Source organism: Plantibacter sp. AC185, from assembly GCF_979258065.1.
Genome location: NZ_OZ409831.1, coordinates 3,911,882 through 3,936,161, shown reverse-complemented (window position 1 = coordinate 3,936,161; position 24,280 = coordinate 3,911,882). Strand labels below are relative to the sequence as shown.

Genomic DNA, 24,280 nt, shown 5'->3' with positions numbered 1-24,280 from the left:
ACCGCGCCATCGACGATAGCTGAGAACCAGCGCGGAGTGACCCGCCGATTGTCGGCCTACTCGGCCGCGTAACGCTGCGGGATCGCCAGGCGCTGCCCGGGCTCGACACCGGCGGTGCTGAGCTGGTTGAGGTTCATGATCTCGGCGATGACGTCGCGCGGGTCGGCGTCGGGCGCGATGGACTCGGCCAGCTGCCAGAGCGACTCGCCCGGGTCGACCGTGATGTACGTGAACGTGGCTCCCGCCGCCGCTGTGTTGGCCGCGGCACCGCCTGCGGAGAGTCCGACGACCGCGACGCCGATGACCAGCGGGATGGCGGCGAGCGTGGTGAAGACGACGCGGCCGCGCTTCGTCAGGCGGAGTCGGCGTGTGGACGGTGCGTCTGACGCCGGTGCCTGCGCCGTCCGTGCGGGAAGCGCCCGGTGGGACCCGATCAGTGCTGCGCTCATGTCAACCCTCCAAGAGTGTGCTCATCATGTGATGAGGACTCGTACCCGACACTCGACCAGGAGTGCCGGATACGAACCTGTGTTCCGAATATATCTTCGATTGTTCGAATACTCAACCCTGTCTTCGTACCTGAGACGCGCGGGATCGGCGACACGCTCGAACAGATGTTTGTCTGGACGAGCTGGTGCGGATACAGTTTCGAGTGTTGGAAGCAGTACACCACCACCCACCGACATCGGTCACCGACAGCCGATCAGGGCAGGAGCGAAGATGGCAGCGAACACGGCGGGCGACGGAGCCCGGGAGCGCCAGATCGGCGGCACCCGGCGACGGAAGAGCCTGAGCGACAAGCAGCTGGCGATCCTCGACGTCATCCAGCGTTCGGTCTCACAGCGCGGATATCCGCCGAGCATGCGCGAGATCGGCGACGCCGTCGGGCTCGCCTCCCTGTCGAGTGTCACGCACCAACTCGGACAGCTCGAACTCAGCGGATACCTCCGACGCGATCCCAACCGTCCCCGCGCCATCGAGGTGCTCATCGACCTGCCGAGCGCCGTCGAGGGGAGCGATCCCGACTCCGCTCCCCCGGTCGGCGACGCAGCCATGGTCCCGCTCGTCGGTCGCATCGCCGCCGGTATCCCGATCACGGCCGAGCAGCAGGTCGAGGAGATCTTCCCCCTGCCGCGTCAGCTGGTCGGCAAGGGCAGTCTGTTCATGCTGAAGGTCGTCGGCGACTCGATGGTCGACGCCGCGATCTGCGATGGCGACTGGGTCGTCATCCGCGAGCAGAAGACCGCCGAGAACGGCGAGATCGTCGCGGCCATGCTCGACGAGGAGGCGACCGTGAAGGTGTTCCGCCAGCGCGACGGCCACACCTGGCTGCTCCCCCGGAACTCGGCCTTCGAACCGATCCTCGGCGACCACGCCGAGGTCCTCGGCAAGGTCGTCGCCGTGCTCCGGACGGTCTGACCGACCGGACCACTCCGCGGCACGGACGAGGGCCGGGACGATCCGTGGATCGTCCCGGCCCTCGTCCGTGCCGGACCGACGACGTCAGCCGGTCGCACCGACCCGTGCGCGGACCACACGCGTGGCCTCGACGATGTTGGCGAGGGAGGCGACCGTCTCCTCGTACCCTCGCGTCTTGAGTCCGCAGTCCGGGTTCACCCAGACCTGGCGCTGCGGGATCCCCTCCAGCGCGATCTCGAGCAACGCCGTCACCTCAGCGACGCTCGGCACCCGAGGCGAGTGGATGTCGTAGACGCCCGGGCCGATGCCGTGGTCGAAACCACTCGCCCGGATGTCGGACACGACCTCCATCCGAGACCGGGCCGCCTCGATGCTCGTCACGTCGGCGTCCAGGCGCCGGATCGCGTCGATCACCACACCGAACTCGGAGTAGCAGAGGTGGGTGTGGATCTGCGTCTCGGCGCGCACGCCCGCGGTCGCCAGCCGGAAGGAGCCCACCGACCAGTCGAGGTACCGCCCCTGGTCGGCCCGCCGGAGCGGGAGTAGTTCGCGGAGTGCGGGTTCGTCGACCTGGATGATGCGGATGCCGGCCCGCTCCAGGTCGGCGATCTCGTCACGCAGGGCGAGGGCGACCTGGTTCGCCGTCTCGGCGAGCGGTTGGTCGTCGCGCACGAACGACCAGGCGAGGATCGTCACCGGGCCCGTGAGCATGCCCTTCACCGGCTTGGTGGTCAACGACTGCGTGTAGGCCGACCACTCGACCGTGATCGGCGCCGGCCGCGAGACGTCACCCCACAGGATCGACGGACGGGTGCATCGCGAACCGTAGGACTGCACCCACCCGTGCTCCGTCACGGCGAACCCGTCGAGGTGCTCGGCGAAGTACTGGACCATGTCGTTGCGCTCGGGCTCACCGTGGACGACGACGTCGATGCCGAGGTCCTCCTGCAGCGCCACGACGCGCCCGATCTCCGCGCGCATCGTCTCGACGTAGGCCTCCTCGTCGAGCGTCCCGGCGACCCGCTGCGCGCGGGCGCGACGGATGTCGCCGGTCTGCGGGAAGGAACCGATCGTCGTCGTCGGGAGGAACGGCAGGCCGAGCGCCTGCTCCTGCGCCGTGGCGCGCTCCTGGTAGTCGTCTCGGGTGAAGTCCGCTGGTGCGAGCGCTGCCGTCCGTGCGCGGATGGCGGCATTGACGACCCCGGGCGCGGCGAGCCGATCGTCGAGCGCGGCCGACGCTGCGGTGAGCTCGGCCGCGATGGCCGCGCGCCCTTGGGTGAGACCGCGTGCGAGGACCGCGATCTGATCCACCTTCTGGTCGGCGAAGGCGAGCCAGCTCCGGAGACGGGGGTCGAGCTTCGTCTCCACCGACACGTCGTGCGGGACGTGCAGGAGGGACGTCGAGGTGGACACCGCGAGCTGTGGGAAGCGCTCCGCCGCGCTCGCGAGCAGGTCGGCCGCGGCCACGAGGTCGCCGCGCCACACGTTGTGGCCGTCGATCACTCCCGCGACGACGGTCTTCGTGTCGAGTCCGGGAGACGAGTCCGGCAGGCCTCCTCGGACGAGGTCGACACCGACCGCCTCGACCCCCGACTCGGCGAGCACCGGGAGGGCGTTGCCCAAGGCGCCGTACGGAGCAGCGACGAAGATCGCCGGGCGGTCCGACACGGCGGACAGGACGGCCGTCGATCGTTCGAGCGCCGCGAGGACCGTCGACCTCGGCACGTCGAACGTCTCCGACACCAGTGCGGGTTCGTCGAGCTGCACCCAGGGCGCGCCGGCAGCGGCGAGGCGCTGGAGGAGTTCCGCGTAGACGGGCAGCAACGCCTCCAGTCGGTCGATCGGGGCGAATCCCGCTGAGGCCCCCTCGGCCGCCTTGGACAGCAGCAGGAACGTCACGGGGCCCACGATGACCGGCCGCGTCACGTACCCCTCGGCGAGGCCCTCGCGGAACTGCTCGACCACTCGGTCGTCGGAGAGCGCGAACGGCGTCGACTCGCCGATCTCCGGGACGAGGTAGTGGTAGTTCGAGTCGAACCACTTCGTCATCTCGAGCGGGGCGAGGTCGCCGGCGCCACGAGCGATCGTGAACGCCCCGACGAGGTCGACCCGACCGTCGGCCCCGACGAGCGACGAGAAGCGCTCCGGGACGGCGCCGACGGTGAGCGCTGCGTCCAGGACCTGGTCGTAGAACGAGAAGCTCTCGGGGATCGCGGCGTTCGTCGGGTCGAGGCCGAGCCCCGCGAGGCGGGCACGCGTGGCGGCGCGCAGCTCGGAGGCCGTCCGCTCGAGCGCCTCGGCGTCGATCCGGCCGGCCCAGAAGGACTCGACGGCGCGCTTCAACTCCCGGTTCGGCCCGATGCGCGGGTAGCCGAGGATGGTGCCGACGGGGAATGCGGAAGTGGGGTTCATCGTGCGTCCTTGCTGGTGAGTGGATCGGGGATGGGATGACGGACCGGTCGGCCGCCTTGCACGGGGATGCCGGCACGGTGCAACACGTCGAGCACCGTCCGATGCTGGTTGAAGGCGTAGAGGTGGACGCCCGGCGCGCCGCCCGCGACGACGTCGCGGATGAGCCTCGCGGAGTAGTCGGTGCCGATGTCGATCCGTCCCGCTTCGTCCGGCTCGACCTCGAGCGCGATGGCCAGGTCGCTCGGGAGCGCCTCGCCGCTGAGCTCGAGCACTCGACGCAACCGCGCCGGACTCGTGATGGGCATCACGCCCGGCAGGATGGGCATGGTGACGCCGTGACGTCTCGCGCGTTCGGCGAAGGCGAGGTAGTCGTCGGCGTGGAAGAAGAGCTGGGTGATGGCGAGCGTCGCCCCAGCCGCCTGCTTGGCCAACAGGGTGTCGAGGTCCTGCGTCGTCGACCGCGAGCGCGGGTGTCCGTTGGGGAACGCGGCGACCGCGATCCGCGGCCGATGGCGTCGCCCGAGCTGCACCGCGCCCGGGAGGCCGACCAGCGACCCCTCGGCGTAGGGCTCGTGCTCGGCACTGACCCGGCCGATGAGCTGCACGAGTTCCGCGGCACTCCCCAGATCACCGAGGAAGGCGTCCCCCTCGACGGCTCCGGCAGGCGGGTCGCCGCGGAGCGCGAGGAAACTGTGCACCCCGGCATCGAGGAAGTCCTTGATGAGTCGGCTGGCCTGCGCGTGCGTCGAACCGACGCAGGTGAGATGGGCCATCGGGTCCACCGAGGTCGACGTCCGGATGCTCCGCAGCACGTCCAGGCTCGCCGTTCGCGAGGAACCGCCGGCGCCGAAGGTGACCGAGATGAACTCCGGGCCGGCGGCGGCCAGGTGCTCGACCGTCCGTGCGAGCGCGACGCCGCCGTCGAGCGTCTTGGGCGGGTACAGCTCGAAGGAGAAGGGGGTACGCCCGGGACAGGCGGGCTCCGTCATGGTCATGGGGTCTCGTCTCGGTGGCAGCGGATCGAGAGCCGGCGACCACGCAGCACGCAGCGGTTCCGCTGGTGTGTCGTGGGCGGGTGCCGGGCTCGGCTGTCGCTCCGATTCCGCCGGTGAGGGCGGTTACGATGCGCACGACGATAGCAACGCCCGACGATCCGCGCGACGGACATCTGTCCGACAGCGTCATCCTGCGACACATTCCCCCGGCGGCGCTCCGGTCCTACGCTGATGCCATGACCGAGGGCACCAGGCACCGGGGCGCCGAGCGCCGAGTACTCGGTTCGCGCGTCATCGCGTCCTGCGTGGCGGTGGTGATCGCCCTGTCCGGGTGCACGGCCGCCGGTTCGTCCGCGCCGACGGCGACACGTGCAGCCTCAGCGGAGGACCTCGTCGTCGAGTTCCGTCAGAACCGGGACCAGTACGCGAGCGACGCCGCGATCGTCCGGGTCGGCAACGGCGGCGACCACGACATCACGATCGTCGGACTCGAGCTGGCGGGGTCGGCGTTCACCGCGCCGACCGTCCGGGACCGATCCTCGACGATCCGCGCTGGACAGACCACGGACCTCGCCGTCGAGCTGCCCCCGATCGACTGCGACGCCCGCGACGGGGAGTCGCAGGTCGATCTCCTGCTCCGAGTCGACGACGGCGCGGTCCTCTCCGCCGCCGACCTCCCCGATCCGACGAACGCGCTGCAGCGGATCCGTGCCTCGACGTGCACCGTGGCGGCGGTGCAACGCATCGCCGAGGTGGCCGCGGCTCCCGGGATCCGCCTCGAGGGTGCCGGAGCCACGACGGTCGCCGTCCTGACGATCACGGCCGTGCCGACCGGCGCTCCGGGTCGGCTGGAGCTCGTCGCACTGCGCTCGACCGTCCTGCTGCGACCGGCGCCGACGGACGGCGGCGGTGACCCACCCCAGGACTGGCCGCTCAGCCTGACCGTGGACGCCGCCGACGGTCCGCAGTCCATCGAACTGCGGATCGTGCCGACCCGGTGCGACCCGCACGCCCTGGCGGAGGACAAGGTGGGGACCCTCTTCCCACTCGTCGTGCGGATCGACGACGGCCCGGAGGCCGTCATGACCCTGCCGCTCGACGCCGACACGGCGGAGGCGCTCAAAGATGCCGTCCGCGCGCGCTGCGCGTGAGGAGTCGGGTCAGCCGGCCACGGCGGGTGCCGGGACGACCTCGGCGAACGGCGCGAGGGCGGCGGCGAGCTCGGCACCGACCAGGGCGTGCACGATCGTGCCACGCTCGTCGTAGTCCGTCGACAGCACCTTGCCGCGTTCGTGCAGCAGCGTGACCAGGTCTCCGCGGTCGAAGGGCACGATGACGTGGACCTCATTGCTCGGCGACGGGATCAGCGTCTCGATGCGCTCCATGAGCTCGTCGATCCCGAGCCCGGTCCGGGCCGACACGAAGACGGCGTCCGGGACGAGACCGCGGAGCACGAGCAGCTGGCCGTCGTCCACGAGGTCGGCCTTGTTGAACACGACCAGCTCGGGGATGTGCCGAGCTCCGACCTCACCGATGACATCGCGCACGGTGGCGATCTGGCCGGCGGGGTCGGGGTGCGCGGCGTCGACGACGTGCACGATGACGTCGCTGTCGGCGACCTCCTCGAGCGTCGAACGGAAGGCCTCGACCAGCTGGTGCGGCAGGTTGCGCACGAAGCCGACCGTGTCGGCCAGGGTGTACTCGCGTCCGTCGGAGGTCACGTTGCGGCGGACCGTCGCGTCGAGCGTCGCGAAGAGCGAGTTCTCAACCAGGACGCCGGCCTTCGTGATGCGGTTCAGCAGGCTGGACTTCCCGGCGTTCGTGTACCCCGCGATCGCGACCGACGGCACCGTGTTACGGCGACGGTTGGCCCGCTTGGCCTCGCGCGCAGGCTTCATCGCCGTGATCGACTTGCGCAGTTTCGCCATCCGGGTGTGGATGCGGCGTCGGTCGAGTTCGATCTTCGTCTCACCGGGGCCCCTCGACCCCATACCGGCACCGGCACCACCGACCTGGCCACCGGCCTGACGGCTCATGGACTCGCCCCAGCCGCGGAGGCGGGGCAGGAGGTACTCGAGTTGGGCGAGCTCGACCTGTGCCTTGCCCTCCCGGCTCTTCGCGTGCTGGCTGAAGATGTCGAGGATGACCGCCGTGCGGTCGATCACCTTCACGCCGACCGCGTCCTCGAGGGCGCGACGCTGGCTGGGTGCGAGTTCCGTGTCGGCGATCACCGTGTCGGCGCCGAGCGCCTGGACGATGGACTTCAGTTCCTGGGCCTTGCCTCGACCGAGATACGTGCTCGGGTCGGGGTGCGGTTTGCGCTGCAGGAGCCCGTCGAGCACGACGGCACCGGCGGTCTCCGCGAGCGCTGCGAGTTCGCGCAGGGAGTTCTCCGCGTCGTGGAGCGCACCCTGCGGGTAGACGCCGATGATGACGACGTTCTCCAGCCGGAGCTGCCGGTACTCGACCTCGGTGACGTCCTCGAGCTCGGTCGAGAGCCCGGCGACGCGACGGAGGGCCTGTCGGTCCTCGCGGTCGTACTGCTCGCCGTCGTCGGAGCTGCCGCCCGATGCATCGCCGGTCTGCAACGCCGCGGCACCGCTGCCGAACAGGGTGTACCCGCTCGATCGGGACGCGGCGCTCGTGAGCACGCGTGCGACGACGTCGTCGGGATCGGTGACCGAGGCGTCGTCCACCACCGCCTCGACATCGACATCGGTGTCGTCTGCGTGGTCCTGGGGTGCGTCCATCGGTGGTCTAGGCATCGCGTTAACCCTACTTCCTCCTGGTCCGGTACCGTTCCTGTATGTCGAACGAGCACTACTTCACCGCCGAACCCGCGAGCGAGTTGCAGCTCAAACCGATCACCGCACGGCTCGGCGGCGTCGACCGTTCGCTCGTCTCGGCGGGCGGCGTCTTCAGCCCAGGCCACCTCGATCAGGGCACCCAGGTGCTGCTCGCGAACACCCCTCCTCCCCCGCCGACGGGCGACCTCCTCGACATCGGCTGCGGCTGGGGCCCGATCGCCTTGTCGCTCGGGCTCGCGTCGCCGGACGCGACCGTCTGGGCGGTCGACGTGAACGAACGCGCGCTCGACCTGACCCGGATCAACGCGGAACGCCTCGGGCTCGCCAACATCCGTGCCGTCCTCCCCGACGACGTCCCCGACACGGTCCGCTTCGCGACCATCTGGTCGAACCCGCCGATCCGCGTCGGCAAGGACGAGCTGCACCGCATGCTCATGCACTGGTTGCCACGGCTCGAGGACGAGGGTGACGCCTGGCTCGTCGTGCAGAAGAACCTCGGCTCGGATTCACTGCAGAAGTGGTTGCAGGAGCAGCTGCCGACGTCGTTCCACGTCGGACGTGCGGCCATGGCCAAGGGCTTCCGCGTCCTGCACGCCCGGCGCCGGGAGCTCCGTTCGGCCTGAGCGGCTCAGGCCAGGGTGATCGTCCCGGAGTAGACGAGCGTCGCCGGACCGGCCAGCACCACGTGCTCGCCGTCTGCGCCGGGAACCATGCGCACCCCGAGCACTCCGCCCGGCACCTCGACGCGCCAGTCGTTCGGAGCCGCCGCGCCCGCCCAGTGGCGGAACGCGAGCGCCGCGGCAGCCGTCCCGGTGCCACAGCTCAGGGTCTCGCCGCTCCCGCGCTCGTGGACGCGCATGCGGATCCGGGCCACGCCGTCGGCGATGAGCGGCTCACCCGGGACGACCAACTCGACGTTGGCACCGTGCGGCGGTGCGGGGTCGAGCTGTGGGACGTACTCCAGTTCCGCTCCGTCGAGTTCGGCGGCGTCGGCGACCGCGACGACGATGTGCGGGTTGCCGACGTCGATCCCGATCCCCGGGCGTGCCACGGGCAGCCCCTTCACCCGGACGAGCGTCTCCCGCTCGTCGAGGCTCCAGCGGCCGAGGTCGACGGCGTAGCCGAGCGGGTCGTAGCCGACCATCCGGACGCCGGCGCGGGTGCCGATGGCGAGCTGTTCGCCGGGGGCCAGCTCCACGAGTCCGCTCTCGAGCAGGTAGTGCAGGAACACCCGGATGCCGTTGCCGCACATCTCCGCGACCGAACCGTCGGCGTTGTGGTAGTCCATGAACCACTCCGCGGCAGGGTCTTCAGCGAGCACGGCCGCCCCGGCATCGAGGTGCGCGGACCGGACGGCGCGGATGACGCCGTCAGCACCGATCCCGAAGTGCCGGTCGCAGAGCGCCGCGATCTGGCCCGGATCGAGGGCCTCCTGGCCGTCAGGATCGGAGAAGAGCACGAAGTCGTTGCCCGTGCCGTGGCCCTTCGTGAAGGAGAGTGTCGACGCCATCCGACCAGTCTACGGGCGCGCTCGGCGGGCCAGCTCACTCGCCTCGGCGCTGCCGCCCTCCACCCAGGTGATCGCCGGATAGCGCTTGAACCAGCTGACCTGACGGCGCGCGTACCGCCTCGTCAGGCGCTGGGTCTCGGCGATCGCCTCCGCTTCGGTGAGCTCCGACCGCAGTTGCGCCACCGCTTGGGCGTACCCGATCGCACGGACGGCGGTGACGCCCTGCTCGAGGCCGTGGTCGAGCAGCTCGGCGGTCTCCGCGACGAGTCCTGCGTCCCACATCATCTCGACGCGCCGGTCGAGGCGCTCGACGAGGACCTCTCGCGGCGTCGAGACCCCGATGACCTCGACCGGCCGCCATGGGACGGGGCGTTCCGGAAGCGCTGCACCGTGGCCGCGCTCGGCCAACTCGTGGACTTCGAGTGCGCGCACGACCCGGCGGGCGTTCGCCGCATCGATGCGGTCGGCGGTCGTGGGATCGGCCAGGCGGAGCCGCTCGATGAGCGCCGGGAGCCCCTCCTCCTCGAGTTCCCGTTCCAGGCGCTCGCGCAGGGCGCGGTCTCTCGGGGGGAACCGGAAGTCGTGGATGACGCTCGAGACGTACAGCCCGGAACCGCCGACGAGGATCGGCGTCACCCCACGCGCGGTGAGCTCGTCGATCGCGGCACGGGCCGTCGGCTGGTACCAGGCGACGGACGCCTCCTGCGTGACGTCCAGGACGTCGAAGAGGTGGTGCGGGATCCCGCGCCGCTCCTCCATGGGCAGCTTCGCGGTCCCGATGTCCATGCCGCGATAGAACTGCATGGCATCGGCGTTGACGATCTCGGCTGGACGCCCCGCCTCGCGGAGAGCGGTCGCCAGCTCGAGCGACAGTGCGGACTTCCCCGTCCCGGTCGCTCCGACGACCGCGAGGAAGCCGGTCACCGACGTTCGCCGTCGCTCGGGTCGTAGATGGGAGACGTGGTCACGCCGACGGTCGGCGCCCCGATGCGCAGCCCCGGCAAGCCGAGTGAGACTCGGCCTGGCTCCGCCGCGGCGGCCGTCGTCGGCACACCGCAGGAGTCGGCCTGAGCTCGATCCCAGGCGTCTCCGGCACGCGTCCGACGGACCCGCAGTGGCTCACCGCCGGGTGCGTCGGCGATGAGGTGGAACGACGCTGCCTCGGTGATGGTCACGGTCACGACGTCGCCCGGTCGCGGCACCTCGGAGCCCGCCGGCACCTCGAAGTGGACGAGCCGGGAGTCCTCGGCCCGCCCGCTCAGTCGATGCGTGGTGTCGTTCTTGCGACCCTCGCCGACCGCGACGAGCAACTCGACCTGCCGGCCCACCTGGCGCTGGTTCTCCTCGAGACTGATGCGGTCCTGCAACGCGATGAGTCGCTCGTACCGCTCCTGCACGACGGCCTTCGGGACCTGATCGGGCATGGTGGCCGCCGGTGTACCGGCACGGATCGAGTACTGGAAGGTGAAGGCGCTGGCGAACCGTGCGGCCTCGACCACGCGGAGGGTCTCCTGGAAGTCCTCCTCCGTCTCGCCGGGGAACCCGACGATGATGTCGGTCGAGATGGCCGCGTGCGGGATTCTGGCACGGACCCGGTCGAGGATCCCGAGGAAGCGCTCGGACCGGTAGGAGCGACGCATCGCCTTGAGGATGCGGTCGGAACCCGATTGCAGCGGCATGTGCAGTTGCGGCATCACGTTCGGCGTCTCGGCCATCGCATCGATCACGTCGTCGGTGAAGGCGGCCGGGTGCGGGCTCGTGAACCGGACGCGCTCCAGGCCCTCGATCGTGCCGGCCGCCCGCAGGAGCTTGCCGAACGCCTGACGATCCCCGAACTCGACACCGTAGGAGTTCACGTTCTGCCCGAGCAGCGTCACCTCGATGGCGCCGTCCTCGACGAGCGCGCGCAGCTCACCGAGGATCTCGCCCGGGCGACGGTCCTTCTCCTTGCCACGGAGCGACGGCACGATGCAGAAGGTGCACGTGTTGTTGCATCCGACGGAGATCGAGACCCAACCGCTGTAGCTGGAATCGCGTTTGGTCGGGAGGGTGGAGGGGAAGGTGTCGAGCGACTCCAGGATCTCCAGCTGGGCCTCGTCGTTGTGCCGAGCCCGCTCCAGCAGCGACGGCAGTGAACCCATGTTGTGCGTCCCGAAGACGACGTCCACCCACGGGGCCTTCCGGAGGATGACCTCTTTGTCCTTCTGCGCCAGACAACCGCCGACGGCGATCTGCATGCCGCTGCGCTGCTTCTTGATCGATGCCAGGTGGCCGAGGTTGCCGTACAACTTGTTGTCGGCGTTCTCGCGGACCGCGCAGGTGTTGATGACCACGATGTCCGCCTGCTCGCCGTCCGCCTTGATGTAACCGGCGGCCTCGAGTGACCCGCTGAGCCGCTCGGAATCGTGCACGTTCATCTGGCACCCGTAGGTGCGGACCTCATAGCTCCGCTGCCGACCTGACTCGTCGATCGCGGCGGGTGAGGCGCTGATGACCGTGGGCGTCTCGACGATGCTGCTCATACCGGCAGTCTACGCGCGGCCTGAGATGCCTCCGGTCAGCGGAAACTCACGCCGGAACGCTTCGACCCCGACAGGGCACGCGAGCACGCCTCACGGATGATCGCCGAGCCGTATCCGCGTCTCGCGAGATAGGCCGACAGACGTCGCTCGGCCGTCGCCTGATCGAGGGAGCGCAGTTGACCGGCGCGCTTCTCGGCGACGACCAGCGCTCGTCGGAGCTCGTCGTCGTCGTCGATGGCTTCGAGGGCCTCGGAGACGATCGAGGCGTCGATGCGTCGCGAGGAGAGTTCGCGGCCGATCACCGCACGGGACTGCCCCTTGCGGGTGTGCAGGCTCTCGACGAGTTGACGCGCGAGTTCGGCGTCGTCGAGATAGCCGCGTCGGCGGAGCTCGGCGAGGACGTGCTCGACCTCGTCGGGTGCGGCGTCGTGGCCACGGAGGAGTTCCGCGATCTCCCACTCGGAACACCCGCGGCGGGCGAGTCGTCGCACCGCGAGCAGATCGAGTTCGGCCAGCCGGACCTCCGGATCGACCGGAGCCTCGACCTCATCGGCTTCGGCGCGGTCGTCTGCGTCGTCGTCCTCCGGCGCCTCGACGACCGCGGTCCAGGCGAGGGTCCGCGGTGCGGGCTCGGGTGGTGTCGTCGGGTTCGTCGCCGCGGGGAGATCGCTCGACACGTCGCGCGGCGGGGTGGTCTCCGTCTCGGTGCGTTCGGTGGACGTCCGCCGCAACGGAGCGACGGGACGCACGACGGGCGCGGCCACGACCGGTGCGTCGTCGGTCTGCCCGACGAACCAGCCGCTGGGCTCGGCAGCGGCATCGGGCGCCGGACGGCGACCGAACAGCGAGGTCACGGGGGCCACGTGCTCCGACGACTCGTCGGCCGGACCGGCGGGAGGGAAGGAGACGACCATGGTGACCTCGCTGTTCGGGGCGCGCGTTACGCGCTGCGCTTCGCGGCGGACTTCGGTGCGCCGGCGGCTGCGAGCTGCGGGGCTCCACCGGTCGCCGCCTCGAGCGCCGCGGCCTCGGCAGCAGCGACCTCGGCTGCGGCGGCATCCGCGGCCTTCTTGGTGGCGGCACCCTCGGCACCGACACCGAGCTTGCCGAGGATCCGGCGCTCGATCTCAGCGGCGATGTCCGGGTTCTTCAGCAGGAAGTTCCGGGCGTTCTCCTTGCCCTGACCGAGCTGATCGCCCTCGTAGGTGTACCAGGCGCCGGCCTTCTTGACGATGGCGTGCTCGACACCGAAGTCGATCAACGACCCTTCGCGGGAGATGCCCACGCCGTACAGGATGTCGAACTCGGCCTGCCGGAAGGGCGGAGCCATCTTGTTCTTGACGACCTTCACGCGCGTGCGGTTACCCACGGCCTCCGTGCCGTCCTTCAGCGTCTCGATGCGACGGATGTCGAGTCGGACCGAGGCGTAGAACTTCAGGGCCTTACCACCGGCGGTCGTCTCGGGGCTGCCGAACATCACACCGATCTTCTCGCGCAGCTGGTTGATGAAGATCATCGTCGTGTTCGTCTGGTTCAGGCCACCGGTCAGCTTGCGCAGCGCCTGCGACATGAGGCGGGCCTGCAGACCGACGTGCGAGTCACCCATGTCGCCCTCGATCTCGGCGCGGGGCACGAGCGCCGCGACGGAGTCGATCACGATGAGGTCGATGGAACCCGAGCGCACGAGCATGTCGGCGATCTCGAGCGCCTGCTCACCAGTGTCGGGCTGGGAGACGAGCAGCGAGTCGATGTCGACGCCGAGCTTCTTGGCGTACTCGGGGTCGAGTGCGTGCTCCGCGTCGATGAAGGCGGCGATGCCCCCGGCACGCTGGGCGTTCGCGATGGCATGGAGCGTGAGCGTCGTCTTACCCGAGGACTCAGGCCCGTAGATCTCGACGATGCGGCCACGCGGGAGCCCTCCGATGCCGAGTGCGACGTCGAGGGCGATCGAGCCGGTGGAGACGACCTCGACCGGTGCGCGCTCGTCGCTACCGAGGCGCATCACCGAGCCCTTGCCGAACTGACGGTCGATCTGGGCGAGTGCGGTTTCGAGGGACTTCTCGCGTTCAGCTGGACTTGGCATGGTGTGCTTCTCTCTGCTCGGTGTCGGGTGCCTATAGGCTGTCGCCGCGTGTTCCGGGACCCGCTTCTGCTGAAGGTCGGGGCCCGAGGGCGACAAGGCGTCGGTCGTTCCTGATGTCTCCGACGGTACGCGCCACCACCGACATACACCGGCGGACGGCCCGATCCGTGCAGAACGCACTCACGAATGATCCTGTGGAGGACACTAGCACCACTAGAACGGATGTTCGATACCGATCGGGCGGCGTGTCGAAGACCGCTTCGCCCGTGGCCCTGGACGCGCTACGCGCCCGGCTGCAGTCGTCCGACGCCGTGGCGTCGCTCGTCCGGCACGTCGGTCGCGGTGCAGAGCGCGATCCAGACGTCGCGGGGCGGGACACCGGCGCGCAACGCCTCCTCGGCGGTCTTCGAGCCGAACTCGGTGAGTCCGAGGTCACCGGTGAGTACCGCTCCGTAGGCCGCGCCGAACTCGTCGGCGACGGCCGTCCTGAACTCACTCAGCTTCATTCCTGCTCCTGTCCCTTCCTCCGTCGTCCGTCCGGACGCGGAAACGCCCCGGGAGAGGGATCCCGGGGCGTTCTGCTGCCGTGCTCGCTCGATCAGCGGGAGACGAGTTCGTCCAGCTCGTTGACCAGTTCGTCCGGAACGGTGTCCGGGATGTTCGGGGAGAGACCCTCGATGACCGCGAGGCGGTCTCCGACCTCTCGCATGATGACGGAGATGGGGGTGTCGAGGGCGTCGGCCACCGATGCGAGGATCTCGCTCGATGCCTCCTTCTGGCCTCGTTCGACCTCGCTCAGGTATCCGAGTGCGACGCTCGCCTTGCTCGCCACCTGGCGCAGCGTGCGACCCTTCTGCAACCGAAAGTCCCTCAGCACGTCGCCGATCTCTTGACGGACTAGAACCACGTGACCCTCCCTCTGTGCTCTACGACCTCGTGTCGTACAGCGCTCTGCTTCTGCAACGCGGATTCACGTCGTCCCAGCTGATCGCCGTCTCGTTCGTGGATGGCCAACATTACAACCACCGTATGCCGAACAGTAACCAGGATCACTGGGCTTTTCTTGTGAATACGTCATCTGTAACGCGATGGAAACGGACGGTATTCCGCCGATCGGAGTCGGCGTTCACTCGAGTGCGTCGAGTTCGCGCACGAGGGCTTCCAACGCCAGCTCGACGGTCCGGTGTCGGATCTCCTGACGGCCTCCGTCCAGGGTGAGCGGCACCACCCGTCCACCCGCTCGCGTCACGATCCCGACGAAGACCGCCCCGACGGCCTGGCCGTCCTGCGGGTCAGGCCCGGCGACGCCGGTCGTCGCGATACCGACGTCTGCCGGAAGCCCGTCGATCGCCAGGGCACGGCGCACGCCGTCGGCCATCTGGAGGGCCACCTCCGGGTGCACGGCGCCATGGAGCGCGAGGAGGCCGGCGTCGACTCCGAGCAACGAGTGCTTCAGGCGGGTGTCGTAGGCGACCACACCGCCTCGAACCGTGGCGGACGCACCGGGAACGCTGATGAGCGCCGCGGCCAGCAGCCCGCCGGTCAGGGACTCCGCGACACCGATCGTCAACCGGGCGTTGATGAGGGCGTGGACCGCCGAGGCGGCACCGGCATCGGCCGACTCGACGGCATCGGACGTCATCGCTTGACCTGCCGGTCGGCGCGCGACCCCCGGACGGCGGTGACGACGTAGTCGATGCCGCTCGCGATGGTCAGGAGCACGGCGATGGTCATGAAGACCCCGTTCACCCAGAGCACCCAGTCACCGAGGAGCACCCAGAACGGCGCGAGGGCGAGTGAGATCGCGACGGCCTGTGCGAGAGTCTTGAGCTTCCCCATCCACGCGGCTGCGACGACATGGTCGGAGATCACGATGAAGCGGTGGACGGTGATGCCGATCTCGCGCACGAGCACGACGATCGTGACCCACCACGGCAGTTCGCCGAGGATCGACAACGCGACGAGCGCTCCGCCCGTCAGCACCTTGTCGGCGATCGGGTCGAGGATCTTGCCGAGGTCCGTCACGAGGTTGCGACTGCGGGCGATGTGCCCGTCGATGCCATCGCTCGCGATCGCGACGACGAAGAGCAGGGCCGCCCACCACCGCAGTGCGCCGTCGGATCCGTCGTCCGCCAGCAGCATCCACATGAACACGGGCGCGAGCACGATCCTCGCGACGGTGATCGCGTTCGGGAGGTTCCAGTTCGAGATGCGCGGCGCAGCAGCCGACGCGTTCGATGCCGTCATGTCTACTCCCGACCGGTGAGACTCCAGGCGTCTTCGTCAGAACCGCCCTCGACCTCAGGATAGTCCTGGAACTGGGCCTCGACCGGGTCCGCACCGTAGCGGTCGGGCTCGACGCCGCCGGCGGCACCGACGACCGGGGCGGCCACGGCGGCTGTCGAGGCCGCCGCTGCGGGGGCCGGAGCGGCCGAACCATCGTCCTCGCCGCGCAGACGGGCCAGGACCCCCGGCAGCTGCTCGGCGGTGACGAGGACGTCGCGGGCCTTCGAGCCCTCGGACGGGCCGACGATCTCGCGGGACTCCATGAGGTCCATGAGCCGGCCGGCCTTCGCGAAACCGACCCGGAGCTTCCGCTGCAGCATCGACGTCGATCCGAACTGCGTCGACACCACGAGCTCCGCTGCGGCGAGCAGGAGTTCGAGGTCGTCGCCGATGTCCGCGTCGATCTCCTTGCGCTCCGCGACGGCCTGGACGTCCTTCCGGTACTCCGGCCGCGCCTGGTTCGTGACGTGTTCCACGACCCGCTGGATCTCGTTCTCGCCGACCCATGCACCCTGCACGCGGATGGACTTGTTCGCACCCATCGGCAGGAACAGGGCGTCGCCCTGACCGATGAGCTTGTCGGCGCCCGGCTGGTCGAGGATGACCCGCGAGTCGGTGACGCTCGTCACGGCGAAGGCGAGGCGCGAGGGGACGTTCGCCTTGATGAGGCCGGTGACGACGTCGACCGACGGACGCTGCGTCGCGAGGACGAGGTGGATACCGGACGCACGGGCCAGCTGCGTGATGCGGACGATGGAGTCCTCGACGTCGCGGGGGGCGACCATCATCAGGTCGGCGAGCTCGTCGACGACGACCAACAGGTACGGGTAGGGCTTCAGCACGCGTTCGCTGCCCGCGGGGAGGACGATCTCGTTGGCCACGACGGCCTTGTTGAAGTCGTCGATGTGCCGGTACCCGAAGCTCGCGAGGTCGTCGTACCGCATGTCCATCTCCTTCACGACCCATTGCAGCGCTTCCGCCGCCTTCTTCGGGTTCGTGATGATGGGCGTGATGAGGTGCGGGACGCCCGCGTACGGCGCGAGCTCGACGCGCTTGGGGTCGATGAGGACCATGCGCACCTCGCTCGGCTTCGCGCGCATGAGCAACGAGGTGATCATGGAGTTCACGAAGACCGACTTGCCGGAGCCGGTGGACCCGGCGACCAGGAGGTGCGGCATCTTCGCGAGGTTCGCGACGACGTAGCCGCCGCCGACGTCCTTGCCGACACCGATCGTCATCGGGTGGTTGCTGTTCGTGGCCGCCGTCGAGCGCAGGATGTCGCCGAGGGTGACGATCTCGCGGTCGGTGTTCGGGATCTCGATACCGATGGCGCTCTTCCCCGGGATGGGCGAGAGGATGCGGACCTCGTTGGACGCCACGGCGTAGGAGAGGTTCTTGCTGAGCGCCGTGACGCGCTCGACCTTGACGCCTGGGCCGAGCTCGATCTCGTACTGCGTCACGGTCGGGCCGCGGGAGAAGCCGGTGACCTTCGCGTCGACGCCGAACTGGTCGAGGACGCTCGTGATCGCGGCGACCGCTTCGTCGTTGGCCGCACTGTGGGTCTTCGCGGGCTCCCCCGCCGCCAGCGTCCCTGCGGACGGGAGACGGTACGGCGTGTCGTCCTGGCCCTGCTGCGCCATCGGGCGCGCCGAGAAGTCGATCTGGTCGGGTGCGCCGAGGAGCGCCGGATCGAGGTCTTCGATGACCTCGGTCGCGCCGGGGATGCTGTCGTCGTGTAGACCCGTCTGCGGCTTGATCTCGCCCGTGTTGAACCGCTTGACGGCGCTCTCCGCCGCTTCGAGGTCGCCGAGGAGCTCGGAGCCGAAGGCGTCGTGCACCGGCGCGGCTTTCGGCGACGCGGCAGGCGCGGCCACCGGTTCGAGCGGCGAGTCGAATCCGCCGGACGGCTTCTCGAGGCCGAGGAGCTCGGTCATGTTGTCGCCCATGAGCGGGTCCTCGAACGTCGGGTCGTCCTCGCGTCGGCTCGTGTTGCGACGCCACCACGGCAGGGCCGCCGGCTCGTCGGGTTCCTCGTCGAGGTCGTCGAGTCGCTTCGTCCGCACACTCTTCGGCTCTGCGGGCTCTCCCTCTGGTGCCTCCGGCTGCTCGCCGAACATCCAGGTGGAGAACTGCCGCACGCGGGCACCGACGCGGTTCGGCGGCGTCTTGGTCACGATGAAGAGACTGAGGAGGATCAGGAGCGAGATGAGGACGGTCGCGCCGATCGGGGTGATGATCGCGGCGAGCGGAGCGCCGAGGATCCACCCGAGGAGACCGCCGGCCTGCGCCAACGCGGGCAGGCCCTGACTCGGGTTCGGCTGGCCACCGTGGATGTGACAGAGCGCCGAGATGCTGATCAGGAGCAGACCGAGGCCGATGCTGATGCGACCGTTGTCGTCGACCGAGGCCGGGTGCCGGAACAGCCAGACCGCGAAGACGATCATGATGACCGGGAGCACGAAGGCGAGTCGGCCGAAGAGGCCACCGAACGACCAGGCGTCAAAGGTCTGAGCGACCGGGTCGGCCGCGCCGAACCACTCGACGACGGCACCGACGACGGCCAGGAGGAAGAGCAGGAAGGGGAAGCCGTCGCGACGGTCCTCCTTGGCGATGCGCTCGGGACCGAGGGCGCGGACCGCTCCACCGACGCCGTGCGCGAGACCGAGCCACATCGAGGTCAGCACACTGCGCTGCTCCTCGGCGGCCGGATAGGCGACGGTCTTCTGCTGCTTCGTCGTCGACGCGCCCGCCTTGGGGCCGGGCTTGGTGTTCGTCTTCGTGCTCGTGGTGCGCGACGAAGCGCCACTCGGCGAGGAAGCGCTGCGCGAACGGCTGGTCGAGTTGGAACGTGCGGCCATGCGTTCACGGTACTCGTCGCCACCGACGCAGCCCGGCAAGCTGGCGGGGTGTCCACGATCCGCGATCCGCCGGGCGGTCAGCGCAGATTCAGGACCATCGTGTCGCGGGTCCCCCGCCGGTCCACGGTCGCGAACCCCTCGGTGCGGTACAGCGAGACGGCGTGGTTCGCCCGCTCCACGCTCAGGCTGATGCGCTGGTACCCGGCTGCTCTGGCGAGCTGCACGGTCGAACGGAGCAACTGCCGTCCGACGCCCTGGGCGCGGTGGATCGGGCTGACCCCGAGGATGAGTTCGGGGACCCCGCCCGCCACATAGCCGAAGCCGGGTGCATCGGACGGGAAGAGTCGATACCAGCACGCGCCGACGGGCGCTCCGTCCTGCCCGACGGCGACGACCCCGGCGTCGCCGGGTCGACGCCAGCCGTGCACATACCGGGTGTGCTGCGCATCGGCGAGGACGGCGGACCGGGGACGCGGCGCGACGGCGTTCCAGTTCGCCGCCTCGACCATCATGTCGGTGAGGACGCGCACATCAGCCACCGCGGCTTCGCGGATCGAGTAGACCGCCATGGACGGATGGTACGCCAACGGTGTTTCGAGCAGATGACGCGTGAGGGGTCGCTGGCGCTCAGTACCGGATGGCGTCGATCACCTTCACGCGGACGGCGACGAGCGCCGGGAGGAGCCCGGCGATCGCCCCGACGGCCGTGGCGCTGACCAGCCCGAGGACCGCCGCCTCGATGGGGAACGGCGGGAAGTCCGTCACGAGCCCCTGACCGATGAACTGCTCGACGATCGGACTCTTCACGACGGCGACGGCGAGCATGACACCGATGACCCCGGCGACGAAGGTGGCGACGACACTCTCCATCATCACGGCGAAGAACACCCGCGGCGCGGTCGCCCCGAAACTGCGTCGGATCCCGATCTCGCGGATCCGCTGGCGGACGGTGACGAGCGAGAGGTTGATCAGCCCGAGGGCCCCGAGCAGGAGGATGAGTCCGGCGACGGCACCGACCACGAGCTTCAACGACAGGAGCGGGTCCTCCCCCGTCTGGCCGAAATCGTTGCGGAACACGTCGACGCTGTACGCGTCACCGAGTTCGGCACGCAGGTCGGACTGGATCCGCTGGGTGAAGGCTTCGGCGTCCGCGTTCGGGACCCAGAACTCGAACTGCGGCAGCTGACCGGGCTGGCCCATGCCCTCCTCGGCGCCGGCCACCGGACCGATGAGCGCCGTCCCCGCGGGCAGGATCGACAGCTGCGGTTCGGTGTCCCACTCGTTGCTCGCGTACACCCCGACGATCACGGCCGTGACCGGGTGTTCACCGTGGACCGTGACCGTCGGGTGCGCCTCGATGGGCGGCGACCCGAGGCGCTGCCAGAACGCCGGGTTCACGACGATCGCGGGTGCGAGGCGGTCGCCGTCGTCCTCCTGGAACCAGGTGCCCTCGTCGAGTCTGATGCGGTGCATCTCGCCGTACGGGACATCGACGACGGTCGCCGGTACCGCAACCGTCCCATCGGCGAACTGCACGTTGAGCTGGGTGCTGCCGGATTGCGAGACGTACCCGATGCCGTACCGCTCGGCGAGGTCGTGCACCGCCGTGATGTAGGTCTCCGGGTCGGGTTGCTCCGTTCCGGTGCCGTAGGCCGATGCCATGAGCGTGGCGGGTCGGCCACCGTAGCGTTCCTGCGACTCGGTCTGGGCCTGCGCCGCGAGCGACGACATGCCGACCATGCTCGTGAGGGCGCACACCGCGACGCCGACGCCGATGAGCGACAGGATGACCCGGCCACGATGGATCCGCAGCTCCTGGGCGGCCTCGACGACCGCTCCGACGATCGAGGTCAGGATCCTAGACATCCGCGGCCTCCAGTTCGTGATCGGGGGTGAGCACGCCGTGGTCGAGACGGTGGTGGGTCGTCGCGAGTCGGGCGATCGCCCGGTCGTGGGTGATCGTCACGAGGGCGGCGCCCGTGGAGCTCGCCACCTCGTCGAGCAGGGACATGACGGAGGTGCCGGTCTCGACGTCGAGAGCGCCGGTCGGCTCGTCCGCGAGGATGAGCCGTGGCCCGCGGACAAGCGACCGTGCGATGGCGACGCGCTGCTGCTCGCCGCCGGACAGTTTCGTCGGCATCGCGTCGAGGCGGTCGCCGAGTCCGACGCGTTCGAGCATCGCGGCGGCGATCTCGCGGCGACGCCAGAACGAGCGTCCGCTCGCGTAGAGGAGCGGCGTCGTGACGTTCTCGAGCGCGGTCCGGCCCGGCAGGAGGTTGAACTGCTGGAAGACGAAGCCGATCTGGGCTCCGCGCAGGCGGTCGCGCGCACCGGACCCGAGACGCTCCGCCGGCCGGCCGTCGAAGACGAGCGATCCGGAGGTCGGCTTGTCGAGCAGGCCGAGCAGGTTCAGGAGCGTCGACTTGCCCGAACCCGACCGACCGACGATGGAGACGCGATCGCCCTCGTGCACCTCGAGGTCGACGCCGTCGAGGATCGTCAGCGGCGGCGCATCGGGGATCTGGACGACCCTGGTGATCCCGCGGAGTTCGAGGAGCGTCACCCGACCGACCCGTCGCAAGCCATACTGCCGTCCGGAAGCGTGGTGCAGCCTTCGGGCGCGGGTGCGACGGCTCCAGGGACGAACTGGAGCACCGAGTCGCCTTCGGCGACACCGTCGACGATCTGCACCTGCTGCCCGTCGTTCAGTCCCAGCGTGACCGGCCGTTCCTCCTGCGCACCGTCGGCGCCGACGACCCAGACGGTCCCGGTCCCGGCAGAACCCTTGACCGCGGTCGTCGGGAGCACGAGGACGTTCTCGGCGACGCCGCCCGCGAGTTCGATCGTCGCGGCGAGTCCGGCGAAGACCCGGACGTCACCGGGCACCGCGCAGGTGACGGCGGTTCCGCCGGCACCGGGTGTCTGCCCGGATCCACCGCCCGTCGTCGGCTCCTCCTCGTCGCCACCACTCGACGGCGTCGTGACGCGCACCGCCGGACAGACGAACGGGGCCGGGCCGCCGTTGATGGTGACCGTCGCCTCGCCGGGGATGGTGAGCAGACGGTACTGCTTGTCGGCGCTCAACGCCCCGGTGATGGAGAACGTGGCCGGCGACACCTGCGCCACCGCGTCGCCGATCTGCACCGACTGCCCGTGGATGAGCTTGACGTTGCCGAGGGTGCCCGCGACCGGCGCGGTCACCTGCACGTACCGCTCTTTGCCCTCCTCGTCGATCGTCTTGACGTCGAGGATGGGATCACCCTCCGCGAGGACGGCCCCCTTGGCGGCGAACACCTCGTCGACGGTGCCGGCGACGGTCGACTTCGCCGTGCTGGCCGGGTCGGCGACGACCTGGCCCTCCACCGAGACGGTGTTGACCACGGTGCCGAGCGCGGCCTGGACCTGTGGTTCCACGAGGCTCCCCGTCGGCTGCGTCGGCCCCTCCTCCTGTGGTGCGTCCGGGAAGAACGCGACCTTCACGAGCGCCACCGCGATCGCGGCGAAGACGAGCAGTTTCAGAATGGGGAACACCCAGGTGCGGACAATGCCCACGCCGACCTCCGGAATCCACCGCAGTCGGAGTGACGAGCGGCCATAGGGGATTCCAAGGTAGCAACGCGGAAGGCGGCCGGACATCACCCTCGCGAATGATGTTCGACCGCCTCCTGGCGGGTGGGACCGAGCGGACCCGACCGGTGATCAGGCCTCGATGACGAGCGGGACGATCATCGGGCGGCGGCGGAAGGACGTGTTGACCCAGCGGCCGACGGTCCGACGGATCACCTGCGACAGCGCGTGCGTGTCTCGGACGCCGTTCTCCGCCGCCTCGGCGAGTGCCTTGGCGACCTTCGGCTTGATGTCGGCGAAGACCTTGTCGTCCTCGGCGAAGCCCTTCGCGTGCACCTCGGGGCCGGAGATGATGTGTCCGGTCTTCGAGTCGACGACGACGATGACCGAGATGAAGCCCTCCTCCGCCAGGATGCGACGGTCCTTGAGGTCGGCGTCGGTGATCTCGCCGACGGTCGAGCCGTCGACGTAGACGAGCCCGACGTCGAGCTGGCCGACGACCTTCGCGACGCCGTCCTTCAGGTCGATGACGATGCCGTCCTCGCCGATGAAGGTGTTCTGCGCCGGGACACCGCTGTCGATCGCGAGCTTCTGGTTCGCAACGAGGTGACGGTACTCGCCGTGGACCGGGAGCACGTTCTTCGGCTGGAGGATGTTGTAGCAGTAGAGCAGCTCACCGGCGGCCGCGTGACCGGAGACGTGGACCTTCGCGTTGCCCTTGTGGACGACGGTGGCGCCGAGCTTCGTCAAGCCGTCGATGACGCGGTAGACCGCGTTCTCGTTGCCCGGGATGAGGCTCGAGGCGAGGATGACGGTGTCGCCCGGGCCCGGCTCGATCGCGTGGTCGAGGTTCGCCATCCGACTGAGGACGGCCATCGGCTCGCCCTGTGACCCGGTCGACATGTAGACGATCTTGTCCTCGGGGAGATCCTTCGCCTTCTTGTAGTCGATGAGCAGGCCCTCGGGGACGTTCAGGTACCCGAGGTCGGCTGCGATACCCATGTTGCGCACCATGGAACGACCGAGGAACGCAACGCGGCGGCCGTGGGCGTGAGCCGCGTCGAGGACCTGCTGGACGCGGTGCACGTGACTCGAGAAGCTCGCGACGATGACGCGGCGCTCGGACTTCGCGATGACCTGGTCGAGGACCGGCCCGATGGACCGCTCGAGCGGCGTGAATCCCGGCACGTCGGCGTTCGTCGAGTCGACGAGGAAGAGGTCGACGCCTTCTTCACCGAGGCGGGCGAAGGCGCGGAGGTCCGTCAGGCGGCCGTCGAGCGGCAGCTGGTCCATCTTGAAGTCACCGGTCACGAGGACGGTGCCGGCGTCGGTGTCGATGAACACCGCAAGCGCGTCCGGGATCGAGTGGTTGACCGCGACGAACTCGAGGTCGAACGGCCCCAGCGCCTCGATCTGGCCCTCCTTCACCGGCAGGGTGTAGGGGACGATGCGGTGCTCCTTGAGCTTCGCCTCGATGAGCGCGAGCGTCAGGCCGGAACCGATCAGCGGGATGTCCTTGCGGAGCTTCAGGAGGTACGGCACGGCGCCGATGTGGTCCTCGTGACCGTGCGTGAGCACGACCCCGACGATGTCGTCGAGCCGGTCCTTGATGGAGGTGAAGTCGGGCAGGATCAGGTCGACGCCCGGCTGGTGCTCTTCGGGGAAGAGCACGCCGCAGTCGACGATCAGGATCTTGCCGTCGATCTCGAAGCAGGTCATGTTCCTGCCGATCTCGCCGAGTCCTCCGATGGGGATGACGCGGAGCGTCCCCGGCTCGAGGACTGGCGGATCGATGATGGTATTGGGCATGTAGCCCCCCTC

The 24,280-nt window shown here is 69.5% G+C and carries 22 protein-coding genes; 3 read left to right on the top strand and 19 right to left on the bottom strand.

All coding sequences use genetic code 11. The features are described from left to right. Window positions 1-56 precede the first annotated feature (56 nt). Window positions 57-449: a LysM peptidoglycan-binding domain-containing protein gene (locus ACZZZB_RS18320; protein WP_137243224.1), complete on the bottom strand. Its 393-nt coding sequence runs from the start codon at window positions 447-449 to the stop codon at window positions 57-59. Window positions 450-720: 271 nt separating this feature from the next. On the opposite strand from ACZZZB_RS18320, the gene lexA reads away from it, so the two are divergent. Continuing rightward, window positions 721-1,419 (top strand): transcriptional repressor LexA, encoded by a 699-nt coding sequence (gene lexA, locus ACZZZB_RS18315; protein ID WP_071262299.1) that lies wholly within the window; start codon window positions 721-723, stop codon window positions 1,417-1,419. An 84-nt stretch (window positions 1,420-1,503) separates the two neighbouring features. On the opposite strand, the gene metE is transcribed toward lexA, so the two are convergent. Then, window positions 1,504-3,831: a 5-methyltetrahydropteroyltriglutamate--homocysteine S-methyltransferase gene (gene metE / locus ACZZZB_RS18310; protein ID WP_463530427.1), complete on the bottom strand. Its 2,328-nt coding sequence runs from the start codon at window positions 3,829-3,831 to the stop codon at window positions 1,504-1,506. Beyond that, complete coding sequence (locus ACZZZB_RS18305) at window positions 3,828-4,826, bottom strand: methylenetetrahydrofolate reductase (RefSeq protein WP_228501991.1); 999 nt, start codon at window positions 4,824-4,826, stop codon at window positions 3,828-3,830. The genes metE and ACZZZB_RS18305 overlap by 4 nt, the downstream gene beginning before the upstream one ends. A 236-nt stretch (window positions 4,827-5,062) precedes the next feature. Here ACZZZB_RS18305 and ACZZZB_RS18300 point away from each other — a divergent pair, with 236 nt between their 5' ends. Beyond that, window positions 5,063-5,977: a hypothetical protein gene (locus tag ACZZZB_RS18300; RefSeq protein ID WP_463530426.1), complete on the top strand. Its 915-nt coding sequence runs from the start codon at window positions 5,063-5,065 to the stop codon at window positions 5,975-5,977. Window positions 5,978-5,986: 9 nt separating this feature from the next. On the opposite strand, the gene hflX is transcribed toward ACZZZB_RS18300, so the two are convergent. Beyond that, on the bottom strand, window positions 5,987-7,591 hold the full coding sequence (gene hflX / locus ACZZZB_RS18295; RefSeq protein WP_228498742.1) for a GTPase HflX: 1,605 nt from the start codon (window positions 7,589-7,591) through the stop codon (window positions 5,987-5,989). A 41-nt stretch (window positions 7,592-7,632) separates the two neighbouring features. Here hflX and ACZZZB_RS18290 point away from each other — a divergent pair, with 41 nt between their 5' ends. After that, the gene (locus ACZZZB_RS18290) at window positions 7,633-8,256 is read left to right on the top strand and encodes a class I SAM-dependent methyltransferase (RefSeq protein WP_085513008.1); all 624 of its coding nucleotides are present in this window, start codon (window positions 7,633-7,635) and stop codon (window positions 8,254-8,256) included. A 5-nt stretch (window positions 8,257-8,261) separates the two neighbouring features. On the opposite strand, the gene dapF is transcribed toward ACZZZB_RS18290, so the two are convergent. The 15 genes from dapF to ACZZZB_RS18215 all read right to left on the bottom strand — a co-directional run bounded on the left by dapF (window position 8,262) and on the right by ACZZZB_RS18215 (window position 24,268). Continuing rightward, window positions 8,262-9,143, bottom strand: a complete 882-nt coding sequence (gene dapF / locus ACZZZB_RS18285) for a diaminopimelate epimerase (protein ID WP_463530425.1) — start codon at window positions 9,141-9,143, stop codon at window positions 8,262-8,264. A gap of 9 nt (window positions 9,144-9,152) precedes the next feature. Next, the gene (gene miaA, locus ACZZZB_RS18280; RefSeq protein WP_463530424.1) at window positions 9,153-10,067 is read right to left on the bottom strand and encodes a tRNA (adenosine(37)-N6)-dimethylallyltransferase MiaA; all 915 of its coding nucleotides are present in this window, start codon (window positions 10,065-10,067) and stop codon (window positions 9,153-9,155) included. Further along, window positions 10,064-11,665 carry a tRNA (N6-isopentenyl adenosine(37)-C2)-methylthiotransferase MiaB gene (miaB, locus tag ACZZZB_RS18275; protein ID WP_463530423.1) on the bottom strand — a complete coding sequence of 534 codons (1,602 nt, stop codon included), beginning with the start codon at window positions 11,663-11,665 and terminating at the stop codon, window positions 10,064-10,066. Before miaB ends, miaA begins: the two co-directional genes overlap by 4 nt. A 35-nt stretch (window positions 11,666-11,700) precedes the next feature. After that, window positions 11,701-12,579, bottom strand: a complete 879-nt coding sequence (locus tag ACZZZB_RS18270) for a regulatory protein RecX (protein WP_192018598.1) — start codon at window positions 12,577-12,579, stop codon at window positions 11,701-11,703. Between the two features lie 26 nt (window positions 12,580-12,605). After that, window positions 12,606-13,748 carry a recombinase RecA gene (gene recA, locus ACZZZB_RS18265; RefSeq protein WP_079707085.1) on the bottom strand — a complete coding sequence of 381 codons (1,143 nt, stop codon included), beginning with the start codon at window positions 13,746-13,748 and terminating at the stop codon, window positions 12,606-12,608. A 281-nt stretch (window positions 13,749-14,029) separates the two neighbouring features. Further along, window positions 14,030-14,254: a DUF3046 domain-containing protein gene (locus tag ACZZZB_RS18260; protein WP_079707086.1), complete on the bottom strand. Its 225-nt coding sequence runs from the start codon at window positions 14,252-14,254 to the stop codon at window positions 14,030-14,032. Between the two features lie 92 nt (window positions 14,255-14,346). Continuing rightward, a complete protein-coding gene (locus ACZZZB_RS18255) occupies window positions 14,347-14,655 on the bottom strand; it encodes a helix-turn-helix domain-containing protein (protein WP_056012120.1) in 309 nt (102 codons plus the stop codon). A gap of 219 nt (window positions 14,656-14,874) precedes the next feature. After that, window positions 14,875-15,390, bottom strand: a complete 516-nt coding sequence (locus tag ACZZZB_RS18250) for a CinA family protein (protein ID WP_202938884.1) — start codon at window positions 15,388-15,390, stop codon at window positions 14,875-14,877. After that, window positions 15,387-15,995 (bottom strand): CDP-diacylglycerol--glycerol-3-phosphate 3-phosphatidyltransferase, encoded by a 609-nt coding sequence (gene pgsA / locus ACZZZB_RS18245; protein ID WP_137243233.1) that lies wholly within the window; start codon window positions 15,993-15,995, stop codon window positions 15,387-15,389. Before pgsA ends, ACZZZB_RS18250 begins: the two co-directional genes overlap by 4 nt. 2 nt (window positions 15,996-15,997) lie before the next feature. Next, window positions 15,998-18,892 carry an FtsK/SpoIIIE family DNA translocase gene (locus ACZZZB_RS18240; RefSeq protein WP_463530422.1) on the bottom strand — a complete coding sequence of 965 codons (2,895 nt, stop codon included), beginning with the start codon at window positions 18,890-18,892 and terminating at the stop codon, window positions 15,998-16,000. A gap of 77 nt (window positions 18,893-18,969) precedes the next feature. After that, on the bottom strand, window positions 18,970-19,461 hold the full coding sequence (locus ACZZZB_RS18235) for a GNAT family N-acetyltransferase (protein WP_086473880.1): 492 nt from the start codon (window positions 19,459-19,461) through the stop codon (window positions 18,970-18,972). Window positions 19,462-19,519: 58 nt separating this feature from the next. Continuing rightward, on the bottom strand, window positions 19,520-20,758 hold the full coding sequence (locus ACZZZB_RS18230; protein WP_138944604.1) for an ABC transporter permease: 1,239 nt from the start codon (window positions 20,756-20,758) through the stop codon (window positions 19,520-19,522). Beyond that, entirely contained in the window at window positions 20,751-21,455 is a 705-nt protein-coding gene (locus tag ACZZZB_RS18225; RefSeq protein WP_191941351.1) for an ABC transporter ATP-binding protein, read from the bottom strand. The genes ACZZZB_RS18230 and ACZZZB_RS18225 overlap by 8 nt, the downstream gene beginning before the upstream one ends. Next, a complete protein-coding gene (locus ACZZZB_RS18220) occupies window positions 21,452-22,444 on the bottom strand; it encodes an efflux RND transporter periplasmic adaptor subunit (RefSeq protein ID WP_124769515.1) in 993 nt (330 codons plus the stop codon). The genes ACZZZB_RS18225 and ACZZZB_RS18220 overlap by 4 nt, the downstream gene beginning before the upstream one ends. 147 nt (window positions 22,445-22,591) lie before the next feature. After that, complete coding sequence (locus ACZZZB_RS18215) at window positions 22,592-24,268, bottom strand: ribonuclease J (protein ID WP_064294449.1); 1,677 nt, start codon at window positions 24,266-24,268, stop codon at window positions 22,592-22,594. Window positions 24,269-24,280 lie beyond the last annotated feature (12 nt).

What these genes read in the sequence shown, in the direction of transcription:
- ACZZZB_RS18320 (WP_137243224.1), bottom strand. Translation starts at nt 449, where the DNA reads ATGAGCGCAGCACTGATCGGGTCCCACCGGGCGCTTCCCGCACGGACG.
- lexA (WP_071262299.1), top strand. Translation starts at nt 721, where the DNA reads ATGGCAGCGAACACGGCGGGCGACGGAGCCCGGGAGCGCCAGATCGGC.
- metE (WP_463530427.1), bottom strand. Translation starts at nt 3,831, where the DNA reads ATGAACCCCACTTCCGCATTCCCCGTCGGCACCATCCTCGGCTACCCG.
- ACZZZB_RS18305 (WP_228501991.1), bottom strand. Translation starts at nt 4,826, where the DNA reads ATGACCATGACGGAGCCCGCCTGTCCCGGGCGTACCCCCTTCTCCTTC.
- ACZZZB_RS18300 (WP_463530426.1), top strand. Translation starts at nt 5,063, where the DNA reads ATGACCGAGGGCACCAGGCACCGGGGCGCCGAGCGCCGAGTACTCGGT.
- hflX (WP_228498742.1), bottom strand. Translation starts at nt 7,591, where the DNA reads ATGCCTAGACCACCGATGGACGCACCCCAGGACCACGCAGACGACACC.
- ACZZZB_RS18290 (WP_085513008.1), top strand. Translation starts at nt 7,633, where the DNA reads ATGTCGAACGAGCACTACTTCACCGCCGAACCCGCGAGCGAGTTGCAG.
- dapF (WP_463530425.1), bottom strand. Translation starts at nt 9,143, where the DNA reads ATGGCGTCGACACTCTCCTTCACGAAGGGCCACGGCACGGGCAACGAC.
- miaB (WP_463530423.1), bottom strand. Translation starts at nt 11,665, where the DNA reads ATGAGCAGCATCGTCGAGACGCCCACGGTCATCAGCGCCTCACCCGCC.
- ACZZZB_RS18270 (WP_192018598.1), bottom strand. Translation starts at nt 12,579, where the DNA reads ATGGTCGTCTCCTTCCCTCCCGCCGGTCCGGCCGACGAGTCGTCGGAG.
- recA (WP_079707085.1), bottom strand. Translation starts at nt 13,748, where the DNA reads ATGCCAAGTCCAGCTGAACGCGAGAAGTCCCTCGAAACCGCACTCGCC.
- ACZZZB_RS18260 (WP_079707086.1), bottom strand. Translation starts at nt 14,254, where the DNA reads ATGAAGCTGAGTGAGTTCAGGACGGCCGTCGCCGACGAGTTCGGCGCG.
- ACZZZB_RS18250 (WP_202938884.1), bottom strand. Translation starts at nt 15,390, where the DNA reads ATGACGTCCGATGCCGTCGAGTCGGCCGATGCCGGTGCCGCCTCGGCG.
- pgsA (WP_137243233.1), bottom strand. Translation starts at nt 15,995, where the DNA reads ATGACGGCATCGAACGCGTCGGCTGCTGCGCCGCGCATCTCGAACTGG.
- ACZZZB_RS18240 (WP_463530422.1), bottom strand. Translation starts at nt 18,892, where the DNA reads ATGGCCGCACGTTCCAACTCGACCAGCCGTTCGCGCAGCGCTTCCTCG.
- ACZZZB_RS18235 (WP_086473880.1), bottom strand. Translation starts at nt 19,461, where the DNA reads ATGGCGGTCTACTCGATCCGCGAAGCCGCGGTGGCTGATGTGCGCGTC.
- ACZZZB_RS18230 (WP_138944604.1), bottom strand. Translation starts at nt 20,758, where the DNA reads ATGTCTAGGATCCTGACCTCGATCGTCGGAGCGGTCGTCGAGGCCGCC.
- ACZZZB_RS18215 (WP_064294449.1), bottom strand. Translation starts at nt 24,268, where the DNA reads ATGCCCAATACCATCATCGATCCGCCAGTCCTCGAGCCGGGGACGCTC.